Raw genomic sequence first — 13,812 nt, forward strand, 5'->3', positions numbered from 1 at the left:
TATGCTGCGGTATATTCTGAAGCGCATTCTCGTCATGATACCCACGCTGATCCTGATCTCGATGCTGGTCTTCACCATCATCGAACTGCCGCCGGGGGACTACTTCGAGAGCTATGTCGCCGAAATGCGCGCCATGGGCGAGACGGCGAATATGGCGGAAATCGAGGAACTGCGCGTGCGCTACGGCTTCGACCTGCCCGCGCCGATCCGCTATTTCCGTTGGGTCAGCGGTATGCTGGTCGGCGATTTCGGTTACTCCTTCGAGTATCAGCTCCCCGTCAACGAAGTTGTGGGCGACCGTCTTTGGCTGACGGTGCTCGTATCCTTCGTGACCATCATCGTCACCTGGCTGATTGCTTTTCCGATCGGCATCTATTCCGCCACCCACAAATACAGCTGGGGTGATTACGGGCTGACATTCGTCGGACTGCTGGGTATCGCCATTCCCAATTTCATGCTCGCCCTCATCCTGATGTATTTCGCCAACATCTGGTTCGGTATTTCCATCGGTCACCTGATGGATCGCGAATATCTCAATCAGGCGATGAGCTGGGCGAAATTCAAATCGATCCTCGAGCATCTCTGGATACCGGTCCTCATCATCGGAACGGCCGGGACTGCGGGCATGATCCGACGTCTGCGCGCCAACCTGTTGGACGAGTTACAGAAACAATATGTCGTCACGGCCCGCGCCAAGGGGCTCCATCCTTTCAAGGTACTGATGAAGTACCCTCTTCGCATGGCGCTGAATTTCTTCATCTCCGACATCGGCTCGATCCTGCCCGCGATCATTTCCGGCGCGGAAATCACCGCCGTTGTCCTTTCGCTGGAAACCACCGGCCCGATGCTCATCAGAGCCCTGCAGAGCCAGGACATGTATCTTGCCGGCTCGTTCCTGATGTTCCTCGCGTTCCTGACGGTGATCGGCGTCCTCGTTTCCGACATCGCACTTGCCATACTCGATCCGAGAATCCGCTTCGGAGGCGATAACGTCAAATGACTTCACCCGCTCCGACGTCCATTCCAGCCCCCGGCGAACCGCTACCGCATTATGTATCGACGGCGCCTTTCGATCCTTATCGCATCGAACCCAACACCACGGGTCTGGCAGCCTTCGAAAGGGCATCGCAACTGCGCCTGATGTGGTGGCAATTCCGCCAGCACAAGATCGCCGTCTGGTCAGGCGCGTTTCTCGCTGTCCTTTACCTGTCGATCCTGATCTGCGAGTTTCTGGCGCCCTACAACCTGCATTCGCGCAACATCGACAATATCTACGCCCCGCCGCAACGCATCCATTTATTCGATGATGGCAAGTTCGTCGGCCCGTTCGTTTATGGTCGGAAGATGACGCTGGACATGGAGAACCTGCGCCGCGTCTATCGCGACGTACCGACGGATGTTCAACCGCTCCGTTTCTTCTGCAAGGGCGACAGCTATCGTTTCTGGGGCCTGTTCGACGGCAATACCCACCTGGTCTGCCCGGCTGAAGGCGGGGAGATGTTCCTGCTCGGCACGGACCGTCTGGGCCGCGACGTGCTGTCCCGCATCATTTACGGCGCGCGAATTTCGCTGACAATCGGCCTGCTGGGCGTCGCAATGAGCTTCGTTCTCGGTATTGTGATCGGCGGGCTGGCCGGTTATCGCGGCGGCACCTTCGATCTCATCGTGCAGCGTATCATCGAAGTGCTGCAATCGATCCCCAGCATTCCGCTATGGCTGGCATTGGCAGCGATCATGCCCGTGACCTGGAGCCCCATTCTCGTCTACCTCGGCATCACCATCATTCTCGGCATGCTGGACTGGACAGGACTGGCGCGCGCCGTGCGTTCCAAACTGCTGGCGCTTCGCGAAGAAGACTATGTTCTTGCAGCACAATTGATGGGTGCCGGAACCACGCGCATCATCGGGCGGCACCTCATTCCGGGCTTCATGTCTCACCTCATTGCATCGGCGACATTGACGATACCCGGCATGATCCTTGGCGAAACCGCACTCAGCTTCCTTGGACTTGGCCTGCGCCCACCGATCACAAGTTGGGGAATTCTTCTCACGGAGGCGCGCAGTGTCAGCGTCATTGCGCTATATCCATGGCTTCTCATTCCGACGATCCCGGTCGTTCTCGTCATTCTGGCCTTTAATTTCTTCGGCGACGGATTACGTGATGCTGCGGACCCTTTCAGATAAAATGGAACACACCTTGATACACTGCACTTCCTTCATTGCCTTTTCCGTGAAAGGGACCAAGAGGTGTGGCCCATGACCTCCCGGCTGAACGATGCCCGCATCCTCATGTACAGCCACGATTCCTTTGGTTTGGGGCACCTGCGGCGCTGCCGGACGATTGCGCATGCGCTGGTGGAAGACTATCGCGGCCTCAATGTTCTCATCATTTCGGGTGCGACGATCGCAGGCGCCTTCGATTATCGCACCCGCGTCGACTTCGTGAAAATCCCAAGCGTCATAAAGCTGCGCAACGGCGAATATACATCCATGGATCGCCACATCGATCTTCAGGAAACCCTGAAGATGCGCCGCTCGATCATCTATCACACCGCCGAAAGCTTTAAGCCGGATATCTTCATCGTCGACAAAGAGCCTATGGGCCTTCGCGGAGAGGTGGAGGAAACGCTGTCCTATCTAAAAACGCAGGGAACCAAGCTCGTCATCGGCCTGCGTGACGTTATGGATGCCCCGCAACTTCTCGAAGCTGAGTGGAAGCGCAACGACGTGATGAACAAGATCGGCCGTTTGTACGATCACGTCTGGATTTACGGTCCGCCCGATTTTCACGATCCGCTTACGGGGCTGGACGTTCCACAGACCGTACGCAGCAAGATGGACTTCATCGGGTTCCTGCAGCGCTCCAGAAGTCATGCAGAAACTGCCCCACACAAACCGGATGGCGATTATCTTCTCGTCACAACCGGCGGCGGTGGTGATGGCAGTGAACTGATCGATGACGTGATCAACGCCTATCGCCATGATAGCAGCCTGACACACAAGGCGCTCGTGGTGCTTGGACCCTATATGCCTGCAGATGATCGACAGCGCTTCGTCAGTCTCGTCGCGGACATTCCCCACATCGAGATCATCGAGTTCGACAACCGCATGGAAGATCTGGTTGCGGGCGCGCAGGCGGTCGTGTCGATGGGCGGCTACAACACCGTATGTGAAATTCTGTCTTTCGACAAACCCGCGCTTGTCGTGCCGCGTACCATACCGCGCGAGGAACAGCTGATCCGCGCCAGCCGCGCTTCCGAACTCGGCCTTTTCGACATGCTGTTGCCGGAAGACGCCGAAAACCCGGAAAAAATGGCCGCGGCGTTGAAAGCACTCCCCCGTCGCGCTCCGCCCTCTGTCAACTCCCGGGATCTCAAACTCGACGGTCTTGAAAACATTTCGAGGCGCATTGCCGAATGGCTGCAACCCGAAAATGACAGGACCCCTGTTACGCTTACTGCCTGACCTATCGGCAAAGCGCGTCGACTTGAAAGAGACACGATCAACGTGACCAGAAAAGAAAAAATTGTCGTGCTGCTCAAGGGTTACCCGCGGCTGTCCGAGACATTTATTGCGCAGGAGCTTCTAGGCCTGGAAAAGGCCGGGCTTGAGCTGGAACTCGTTTCCATGCGCCGCCCGACCGACAAGAAGCGCCATCCGGTGCATGATGAGATCCGCGCACCCGTTACCTACCTGCCGGAATATCTGCACGAAGAACCCCTGCGTGTTCTTAAAGCGCTCTTGGCGTGCCGCAGGAAAGACGGTTTCGGCGAGGCACTTCGCCGGTTCTGGCAAGACCTGCGCCATGACGTCAGCCGCAACCGGTTCCGGCGCTTCGGACAGGCAGCGGTGCTGGCGCACGAATGGCCTGCCGATGCCGGATGGCTGCACGTGCATTTCATTCATACCCCCGCATCGGTTGCCGCTTACACTCACCTCATCACCGGCACGCCGTGGACCATCTCCGCCCACGCCAAGGACATCTGGACGTCGACGGACCGCGACCTGTCCATCAAGCTCGGCAGCGCCCGTTGGTGTGTCACCTGCACCGCCAGCGGCCATCAGCACCTTCTTGGCCTTTCAGGACCGAAGCAGAACGTATATCTGAGCTATCACGGGCTTGATCTCACCCGCTTTCCGCATTTCGACACACCACGCCCGCCAAGGGACGGATCGGACGGAAACGACCCGGTTCGTATCCTGAGCGTCGGGCGCGCTGTGCCCAAAAAGGGCATCGATGTGCTGCTGCGGGCGCTTGCCTCACTGCCGCCAGGCCTCCACTGGCATTTCACCCATATCGGTGGCGGCGATGAACTTGCCAAACTCAAGGCACTGGCGGACGAACTGCGCCTGTCAGACCGGATCGTCTGGACGGGTGCCATGGACCAGAAACAGGTACTGGAAAACTATCGGCAGGCCGACATTTTCGCGCTTGCATGCCGCATCACCAGCGACGGCGACCGCGACGGACTTCCCAATGTTCTGGTCGAGGCGGCCAGCCAGTCGTTGACCTGCATTTCCACCAACATCTCCGGCATTCCGGAATTCTTCGTTGATGGCGAAAATGGCCTGCTGACAGAGCCGGAAAACTCCGCCGCTTTTGCGGAAGCTCTGAAGGCAGCAATTACCGAGCCGCAGCTGCGTCAGAGGCTGGGAGAAGCGGCAGAAGACCGGGTTCGTACCGCTTTTGACCACCGCACCAGCATCACTGACCTGAAAAACCTGTTCGAGACGGAATGGGAGAAGACACCATGACAGAACGACAGGCTCCCCGCGTCTTTTTTTACGTCCAGCATCTTCTCGGCATCGGCCACATCGCACGGGCCAGCCGCGTCGCCAATGCCCTTCAGGCAGACGGCTTCGATGTCACCCTGATCACCGGTGGAATGCCGGTTCCGGGCTTTCCAGGCGAAGGCATACGCCATGTCGAACTGCCCTCGATCGCCGTCAGCGATGGCAGCTTTTCGGGGCTTGTCGACGCAAATGGAAAGCCGGTGGACGACATCTTCAAGAAAAACCGTACGGATATGCTGATCGGCGCATATCACGGTGCGAAGCCGGATATCGTCATTATCGAGGCATTTCCTTTTGGTCGCCGTCAGGTTCGTTTCGAGCTTCTGCCGCTGCTGGACGAAATCGAGGACAGTGAACCCCGCCCGCTTGTGATGACGTCGCTACGCGATATCCTTCAGGAGCGAGCCAAACCCGGCAGGGACGAAGAAACCGTATCTCTGCTGAAGAAACATTTCGACGCCGTTCTTGTACATGGCGACCCGCGGTTTGTCCGGCTAGAAGACACCTTTCCGCTTGCGGACCAGATCAGTCAGCGTGTGGCCTATACCGGCCTAGTCGCACCCGTCCCGCCCTCCCCGCCATCGGAGCAGTTCGATATCGTCGTTTCGGCGGGCGGTGGTGCCGTCGGCGCAGCACTCATCCATGCGGCTCTCGAAGCCGCTCCCATGGTGGATGAAGTTCGAAACTGGTGCCTCATTACCGGTCCGAATATGCCCCAGGCCGATTTCGAAGCCATCAGTGCAAAGGCAGGTGATACCGTTTCCGTTTTCCGGTTCCGCAAGGACTTCGCGAACCTGCTTTCCGGTGCCCGGCTTTCCATCTCGCAGGCGGGTTACAACACGGTCTGCGACGTGCTTCAGGCAAAATGCCGCTCCCTGCTCATCCCGTTCGCCGCCAGTGGAGAGACGGAACAGGGCGCACGCGCGGAACGTCTGGAAAAACTTGGTCTTGCCCACGTCTTGCAAGAAGCAGAGATATCCGGGCAATCGATGGCCGACGCCATAAACAAGGCGCTTGCCCTGCCCGCACCCGACCAGATCGCGCTCGATCTCGATGGCGCAGCCGGAACCGCTAAGGTGTTACGTCGTCTCTATGATGAGCGTTGAGGATATCCCTCAACGCGCGAACGGTTGCCTCGTCGGTTTGCTTGCGTTCCGGCCCAGTAAAGCCAAGCCTCGCGACCGGGCTATCGGGATCGAAATCCAAGGCCGCCGAGCAGGACGCATGAATGTCGGTCACCGGCAGCCGGTCCAGCAATGCCTGAGCGGTCTGCGGACGCACACCCGCACCCGGCATGATACCGATCCGGCCATCGGCCCGCTCGCATAGCTGCGCCAGCCTGTCGATACCTTCCAGCGCCGATCTTGCGCCGCCGGATGTCAGTATTCTCGAAAATCCCAGGGCAACAGCGACCTCAAGCGCCTCGTTCACATCGGGTACGACATCGAACGCCCGATGAAGCGTCAGGTCCAGCCCCTCTGCATGGCGGCACAGGTCTTCGATCAGGGGAATATCGAGCGCACCGCTTCCAAGCGATGCGCCGAGAACGACACCGGAAAGACCGGCACGTCGCACCGCATCGATATCGTCCTTCATCTGGTCGGCTTCTTCGACGGAAAAAACGAAATCTCCCGCACGCGGCCGTATCATCACACTGACCGGCAGATCGTATCGGGCAGCACACCGCATGAAACCCCATGACGGCGTGACACCACCGCCCGAAAGGGCAGCGCATAGTTCGATACGGTCAGCGCCTCCCCTGACGGCGGCAGCCAGACCATCGGCATCGTCGACGCAAATCTCGAGAATCATCGTAACCTCTTTCATTCGCACCGCCGTTACCGGCGGCGGCCCCTCCCATCAAGCCCGTAGAGCATGTAAATGCCACCCAGACCGAAGACCGCACCAAGAATGGATGTCCCTGCATAGCTGGAAAGCGACGTGCCAATCGCAAAAATCAGCGCCCCCACACCGGCGCCTAGGAAGATGTTGACGGCAATCAGCGAGCTTCCCAATCCCGGCCGGTCGGCGATCAACTCCTGAAGGTAGGTGATCGGTATGCTGATGATGGCCGCTGCCCCGAACGCGCTGATCAGGGTCTGCGCATAGATATGCCAGGGTGCCGTGGCCAGTCCCTGCAGAACGAGATAGACGGCGTAAAGACTGGCTCCCGTGGCAAGGGCAACGGTCTGTGGCACCTTTTTCTCGATCCATCCCCAGAACAGGATGAAGACGATTTCCAGTGCGGCGACGATGCCCGCGACGATGCCGATATCGGCAACCGTTCCCCCCGCCTGGCCCGTTATGATGAGTGACCGGATGGAATCGTTCAGATGCAGCATCGAGCAGATCAGTGCGATGGCAATGACGCGCAATAACACCCGGCGTGAGCCAATCTCCGCAAGCGAAGCGCCAAGCCCCAACCGCGCTTCATCCGTCACCACAGCGGGCGTGGAGGTGCGCGGCAGATAAAACGCCACAAGCATGAAGCAGATGCTGGCGCATATGCCGGAAAACAGAAACGCCGACAGCATGTTCCCGGTGTTGATGAGAAAGATGCCGACGATGCCGGGAACAAGCACCCACGAGAGCGAGATCGTCGCACGCATGATGGAATTGACGGCGATCATGTCATTCATCGAAAGATCGCGTGCATCGGCCCGCACATGTGCAAATATCAACGAGTTCATCGCACCGAAAATCGGTAGAAGAACGAGCTTGGCCGCCACGAATGCCGAGGCATTGGCGGCAAGGTAGACAAGAAAATAACCGCTGACGCCAAACAGCGCAATGAACAGCATCGGCTTGCGGTATTCACCAAGCCTGTCTGCCAATATCCCCATAAGGACACTGGCGCTGACATTGATGATGGCGGCAAACAGCATCAGCAGCGAATAGACGGTATTGCTGAGCCCGATTTCACGAATGCCGATGACGGCCTGATAAGGCGCGGTGGCGGCATTCGAAAAACCGAAGAACAGAATGGCAAGCGCCCCGATCCGGATCGACGGATTGTTGATGACGATGGAAAGAGCGGAGCGCATGGATATTTACCAAAGATGATCCGGAACAACCGGATCGGGACGGGGAACTGCTTTCAGGCGGCTGTCATCGCCAGCGCGCCGAAAGAACCGGCTCCGGGCTATAATCGAAATGTATCGACCATGGGAAGATGGCACCCTGCCTGCGCCGGTTGGGAAGACCTCCGATATCCTGATTGATGACGCCATCGGTCAGCGCCATCAGGTTCGGGTTGGCGATCGGCGCAAGCTCGGGCGAAAGATAGCCGGACTTCACCACAAGCAGCCTTTCCTCTTTCGGATCAAAGCCAAGGCGGGTGAAATCCGAAGTCAGATGATACGGCCTGCGTCGCGCGGCGAGAATGACGGTGATGCCGCCAATGGCGACAACCGCCTGCCGCTGATCGGCACCGGCCGGATCGTCGAGCTTCAGAACCTTCGCATCGACAGTCACGGACGGGCTTTGCGGATCGAGGCTGCCGCCGATCCTGAGCGCCAGGGTCGCCCCCTCACCAGCGGCAAAACACGCTTCGACAGCCGGTCTGTCGGTAATGCCGCCCATCAACGCGCCCTGCCAGTTGCGGGCAATCAGCGCCGCCAGCACGTCGGCACGATCGCCCACGCCTCCACCGGTCGGATTATCGCCGGAATCGGCAAGAATGATCGGCGTTGTCGTGGTGTTTTCGGCGATATCCAGAATCGCGTCCAGAGGTTCGGTCACGGGCCCGAACCGGAAATCCTGTCGCGCGTCCCAATAGGCCTGGGCAATCTCGCTGGCGACGGCCTGCGCCTCCTGCCTGTCCGTGCCGGTCACGACGGCACAGGCCGTTGCTCGCGGTTCATCGGCCCAGACATAACCGATCATGAAATTCGCATCCCAGATTCCGGGCCGCGCATCATGCCTCGGCAGGGCTGCGTAAAGACTTTTTGCGGGTTCATCCTCGGTCGAGGTCTTTTCGCCGGGCAGCAGAACCGGAATTTTCGCCCATGCCACACCGGGCCGCTCACCAGTATCAAGGGCTTTGAGCAGCATCGACCATGCGCGCACCATCGTTTCGCGCACATCGATATGCGGCGCGGTTCGGTAGCCGGCAAAAATGTCGAGCTGATCGATGATCCTCTGGCTGACATTGCCGTGCAGATCGTAACTCGCGGAGATGACAACATGCGGACCGACGACGGCACGGGCGCTGGAAATCCAGTCGCCCTCGGCATCGTCCATTCCCTCGACATTCATCGCACCATGCATGGCAAGATAAAGCCCGTCCAGAGGCAGAGACGCTTGAAGCCCTTCGAGAAACTCTTGCTTGAAAGCCTCATAGGCCGCTCGCGACACAGGACCACCCGGCACCGCACGCGCATGGAGAAGCGGCAGAACCTCTGCCCCGCCATCGGCGAGAAAATTGAAGTACTCAGCCTCGATCAGTTCCCGACCACGGAAGACCCGAAAATCCTCTTGGGCCATCAGCACCGGCGAATAGGTGCTGCATTCGGTATGGATACCGCCAACGGCAATACGCATGGCGCTCCCTCCTTAATAGACCGGGCTGAGCGGAGCGATGGCGGCGAAGCGCAACCAGTCCTTCTGCGCCTTGGGTGTCCACGCCGCCTCAGCAATCGCTGGCAGGCGCGGGAAAACCAGATGGTTGAAATAGGCGCGGTTGAGGAAATGCTCGGACCAGATGCAGGCCTGCACACCCTTCATGCGGTCTTTCAACTCATCGGGAAAATCTCCGACCGCCTCATAGGCGTAGGTATGCGACGGCGGAACGGTTCCGGCCCAGCTCGCACCCGGCTCCTGCCACGCCGTATCCTGAACCATGTCGAGATAATAGGCTTGCCCCGGCGTCATCACCACGTCGTAGCCCTGGCGCGCAAGCTCAAGGCCGACCTCCGGTTTCTGCCAGGCCATCAGCAGCGTGCCTTGCGGATCGACGCCACCACCGTGGGAAACTTCGTCCCACCCTGCAAGCTGACGGCCACGCTCGTGGAGCATGCCCTGAATGCGCTTCATGAAGTAGGACTGGATGCCGAAAGTACCATCAAGCCCTTCTTTCTCCATCAGCGACCTCGCAAGCGGAGAGGCAAGCCATGAACCGTTCGCCACCTCATCGCCACCGATATGGATGAGACGCGACGGGAACAGCTCGACCATCTCGTCGAAAATCTTGCCAAGGAATTCATAGGTCAGCTCGATGGCCGGGTTCAGCGCATTGTTGGGATATCCCTGCACGGAACGATAGCTGTCCGGCGCTTCCTGCCCGTCCGTCAATTCCGGATAAGCCACGAGCGCCGCCGTGCTGTGACCGGGTATATCGACTTCCGGGATGACCTCGATGTTCAGTCTCCCGGCGTGCGCAACAACTTGCCGTACATCATCCTGGGTATAGAAGCCTGAAACCGGCTCCGCGCTGTTGCCGAGCTGCGGCAGAAGCGGCTCATCCGGCCCGCGCGTCGCCCCCACCGTCGTCAAAAGCGGATAGGCCTTGATTTCGAGCCGCCAGGCTTCGTCATCCGTCAGGTGCCAATGGAACCTGTTCATGCGCAGCCACGCGAGGATATCGATCAGCCGCAGCACATCGTCCGTCGGATAGAACTGCCGCGACACATCCAGATGGCACCCACGCCAGCTGTAACGCGGCGCATCGCTGATGGTACCGGAAGCGGGAAAACGGAACTTGGCATCGCTGCGTGCGCCATGCAGCAATTGCGCCAGCACCGTCAGCGCGTATTGCAGACCGGCAGCGGCCGAATATTCGACCGTAACGCCATCATCTGCAAAGGAAAGCCGATAGCCTTCCGCCTCAAGGCCGCTGTGCTGCCTGAAATGCAGCGGCTTGCCCTCATATACGGGCGCAAGACTGAAAGGCACATGGCCCACGGCAAAAAGCCGGCGATACAGGGAAAGTACACTTTCGACGGCAAGTACTTCTTCAGCCTTGGCATCGTCTGCAGGAAAAAGCGCGACGGGGAAAGCCTCGCCAGGTTCCACCTCGATGTCAGCCGGCCACGGCTGTATGGAAAACGGAAGATCGAGTTTTCCTTCAGGCAGCAGCGCAGGCGCCGGTTCGCTGTGGCGGCCATCCAGCATCAGGTCGGCAACCTCGACGGCGCGGTGTGTCCCGTCTACAAGGCTGACATAAGCGGACTTTGCCCCATCCGAGCGATGCTGCGCCGGACGCAACAGACCGTCGACGGTAAATTTCCATGATTTTCCCGGTTCGAGAACGAAGCCGGCGGGCGGTGCGAACTCATGGAAATTCGCGACCCGGCGCAGGAAGACGGCGTTATCGCAGACGGGGTTGTCTTTCGTCCGCATCAGAGCCGTGTAGACAATCCGGAAGTCGCTCAACGGCTCGGACGAGAAATTGAACAGAGTGAAAGTGAAACCACCGGAAGCGTCATCCTTCAGCGGATGCCAGGAATTTTCGAGACGGTAACGTGCGAGCGTCATGAGGCTCCCCTTATTATTGCACAATGGCCGGTGTCAGGCCCGGATCAGTAATGTTCGGATTGCGAGAAGGTGCGGGCGAGCGGTGCCTGTCCTGCGGTGAGGCCGCAATCGACCGGCAGGCAGACGCCGCTGATGGCCGCCGCCTGCGGACTGGCCAGAAAGGCAACCGCATTGGCCACGTCCTCCGGCTTGACGATACGGCGCAGGGGATACCAGTGCTTCGCTTCCTCGAAGACCTGCGGATTGGCGCTCGCACGCGCTTCCCACGCCTGCGTACGGACAGTGCCCGGCGCCACGGCATTCGAACGGATGCCGAATTTGCCGTATTCCACGGCGATCAGCTTTGTCAGGTGGATCAGTCCAGCCTTCGCAGCGCTATAGGCAGGGTGCCCGAAAACGGACATGCCGTTCACCGAAGCGACGTTGACGACCGACCCTTGCGTTCGTTTCAGAGGCTCCTCGAAAGCCCTGAAGCATAAAAACGGCGCTTCAAGATTGAGCGTATTGTCCTTGCGCCAGATTTCCGCCGTCGTGTCATGCAGGCTGACCGCCCGCGCCGCGCCGGCATTGTTGACGAGGGTTGCTACGTCCCCCAAACCGGCAAGCGCCGCGGCAAGACGAGCAAGATCTTCAGGATCGGTTACATCGCAGGTTCTGGCGATGAAACCGGGGCCGGAGAGCGTTGAGAGCGCCTTTTCCAGTGCGCCGCCATCGATATCAACCAGCACGACCTTGGCGTGGCTTGCTGCCAGTTGCGTGGCGATTGCGCGGCCGATATCACCCGCGGCGCCGGTCACCACGGCAATATGATCGTTCCTGTCTGCCATTTCCTGAACTCCTCTGGCGTTTACCGCCCCTCTCAGTCGCCGAGCAATTGCCGGTCGTCCTTGTCACGATGTTCCACAAGCTGCTGCTTGATATGACGCAGCGTCACCATCGACCGTTGTTGGTTGTGATAGGCCGCAAGCGTTGCAAGCACGTCGACGGCAGCCAGATAGGCGTAACGCGACGACGTGGGACGGAAGATGTTGTTTCCTTCCGGCACATTGACCGCCACAACGAGATCGGCAGCCTCGGCGACGGGACTGTCGCTCTGCGTCAGAGCAATGGTGGCAACGCCCATCTCACGCGCCAGCCTGAAACACTTCACCAGCTCCATGTTCCGGCCGGAAAACGATGAGCCGATGATGACATCATCCTTGCGTGCGGCGGCTGTCATCATCAGCTGCATGCCATGGTCGGTACTGGTCGCGACACGAAATCCGAGGCGAAACAGACGGTTCTGAATCTCGCTCGAAATCATCGACGAATTGCCGCCCGAACCGAAGGCGTAAATCATACCGCTGTTGGCGATTTTCGCGGCAGCCTGGTCGGCGACCGCAGGATCAAGCGTTTTATGCAGCAGAAAGAGCGCGTCCTGAGCTTTCGCAAGAACCTCTTCCGTTACCTCGGACGGGCCGGTGCTGGTTGCCTCCGATGTCAGATAACGGATGCCGACATAGGCAGTCTTGGCGAGGCTGACCTTGAAGTCGGAAAAACTCTGACACCCCAGACGACGGCAGAATCGCGTCACAGTGGGCGGAGAAACCTCTGCGCGTGCGGCAAGCTCGATGATCGAGGCGTTGACCGCGAATTCGAAATCAGAAATCAGAATATCGGCAATGCGCCGTTCCGATTGCGAGAACTGCGCTTTGTCTTCCTGAATCTTCGCGAAAATATCCATGTTCATCGGTCCCCGTTGTGCCAAAATCAGGCTTTGGCCTCGTTTCCGATGCAGCGCAAATCGGCCCGCCAGTCAACCGGGCATCCATCAGATGCAAAAACCGCGCGACCAACTGACAGCACGACTCGACCTCCCGTAACGCAAATTATTTTCTTTATTGATTGCAAAAAGAGCATATGCGAACAATATTCACCAGGTAAATCTACCAAGAATGAAAATAATTTAAACAACGGACCCCTACCATGCGCGATCCCTTCAAAAATCCATTCCCTGAAACAGATATCGCCCGTTACTCGATCTGGGAGATGCTGGTCACGCGGGATATCGACGCTTTTCTTGCTGCCGACTGGTCGAAAGTCGCTGGCGATTTCGTCGAGGAAGGTTTCCTCGGCATCAATGCCAACCGCGCGAGCAACCCGGACGAATGGCGCCTTTCCTTCCCCTCGCTTGCCGCCTACCGCGACGAATGGCTGAAACAGGCAAACGATTTCCAGAAAGAGGCATTTGCCGAAGACCCGCGCACCGCAATCTTCACGACGACCACGCTGGAAGAAATCGAGGTCGAGGGCGACACCGCTCTCGTCCGCAAGAAATTCGACGGAGGACTGCGCAAGGCGGACGGCAGCTTCGACGTCATGAAATGGCAGACGCTGTATTACTGCCGGCTGCACGAAGGCCGCTGGAAGATTAGCGGCTTCACCGGCTACATGCCGAACCCGATGGCTTGATACGAAAGAGTGCGAACGCCGGGCCGAAAACCCGGCGTTTTTTTTGCGGCTCGAACGCCCGGAGAAACAACCAGTTGCGGCCCTGACGACAGA

The 13,812-nt window shown here is 58.8% G+C and carries 12 protein-coding genes; 6 read left to right on the top strand and 6 right to left on the bottom strand.

Features of this window, described 5'->3' with window-relative positions; all coding sequences use genetic code 11:
- Nucleotide 1 precedes the first annotated feature (1 nt).
- The 5 genes from N7578_RS21150 to N7578_RS21170 all read left to right on the top strand — a co-directional run bounded on the left by N7578_RS21150 (nt 2) and on the right by N7578_RS21170 (nt 5,900).
- Entirely contained in the window at nt 2–1,000 is a 999-nt protein-coding gene (locus N7578_RS21150; protein ID WP_311112179.1) for an ABC transporter permease, read from the top strand.
- A complete protein-coding gene (locus N7578_RS21155) occupies nt 997–2,184 on the top strand; it encodes an ABC transporter permease (protein WP_311112180.1) in 1,188 nt (395 codons plus the stop codon). Before N7578_RS21150 ends, N7578_RS21155 begins: the two co-directional genes overlap by 4 nt.
- Before the next feature lie 72 nt (nt 2,185–2,256).
- On the top strand, nt 2,257–3,465 hold the full coding sequence (locus N7578_RS21160) for a glycosyltransferase family protein (RefSeq protein ID WP_311112181.1): 1,209 nt from the start codon (nt 2,257–2,259) through the stop codon (nt 3,463–3,465).
- Between the two features lie 42 nt (nt 3,466–3,507).
- Complete coding sequence (locus N7578_RS21165; RefSeq protein WP_311112182.1) at nt 3,508–4,755, top strand: glycosyltransferase; 1,248 nt, start codon at nt 3,508–3,510, stop codon at nt 4,753–4,755.
- The gene (locus N7578_RS21170) at nt 4,752–5,900 is read left to right on the top strand and encodes a glycosyltransferase (RefSeq protein WP_311112183.1); all 1,149 of its coding nucleotides are present in this window, start codon (nt 4,752–4,754) and stop codon (nt 5,898–5,900) included. The genes N7578_RS21165 and N7578_RS21170 overlap by 4 nt, the downstream gene beginning before the upstream one ends.
- Here the strand turns inward: N7578_RS21170 and N7578_RS21175 are convergent.
- From N7578_RS21175 to N7578_RS21200, 6 genes are all read right to left on the bottom strand, one after another.
- Nucleotides 5,866–6,606, bottom strand: coding sequence for a copper homeostasis protein CutC (locus tag N7578_RS21175; RefSeq protein ID WP_311112580.1), 741 nt, complete (start codon nt 6,604–6,606; stop codon nt 5,866–5,868). The genes N7578_RS21170 and N7578_RS21175 overlap by 35 nt on opposite strands.
- A 26-nt stretch (nt 6,607–6,632) precedes the next feature.
- Complete coding sequence (locus tag N7578_RS21180) at nt 6,633–7,838, bottom strand: MFS transporter (protein ID WP_311112184.1); 1,206 nt, start codon at nt 7,836–7,838, stop codon at nt 6,633–6,635.
- 64 nt (nt 7,839–7,902) lie between these two features.
- Nucleotides 7,903–9,336 carry a M81 family metallopeptidase gene (locus N7578_RS21185; protein WP_311112185.1) on the bottom strand — a complete coding sequence of 478 codons (1,434 nt, stop codon included), beginning with the start codon at nt 9,334–9,336 and terminating at the stop codon, nt 7,903–7,905.
- A 12-nt stretch (nt 9,337–9,348) separates the two neighbouring features.
- A complete protein-coding gene (locus tag N7578_RS21190) occupies nt 9,349–11,268 on the bottom strand; it encodes a beta-N-acetylhexosaminidase (RefSeq protein ID WP_311112186.1) in 1,920 nt (639 codons plus the stop codon).
- 44 nt (nt 11,269–11,312) lie between these two features.
- On the bottom strand, nt 11,313–12,095 hold the full coding sequence (locus tag N7578_RS21195; RefSeq protein ID WP_311112187.1) for an SDR family oxidoreductase: 783 nt from the start codon (nt 12,093–12,095) through the stop codon (nt 11,313–11,315).
- 32 nt (nt 12,096–12,127) lie between these two features.
- On the bottom strand, nt 12,128–12,991 hold the full coding sequence (locus N7578_RS21200; RefSeq protein WP_311112188.1) for a MurR/RpiR family transcriptional regulator: 864 nt from the start codon (nt 12,989–12,991) through the stop codon (nt 12,128–12,130).
- Between the two features lie 242 nt (nt 12,992–13,233).
- Between N7578_RS21200 and N7578_RS21205 the strand changes: the two genes are divergently transcribed.
- Entirely contained in the window at nt 13,234–13,719 is a 486-nt protein-coding gene (locus N7578_RS21205) for a hypothetical protein (RefSeq protein WP_311112189.1), read from the top strand.
- Nucleotides 13,720–13,812: the final 93 nt, after the last annotated feature.

The organism is Agrobacterium tumefaciens (assembly GCF_031801495.1).
Lineage (GTDB): Bacteria > Pseudomonadota > Alphaproteobacteria > Rhizobiales > Rhizobiaceae > Agrobacterium > Agrobacterium tumefaciens_K.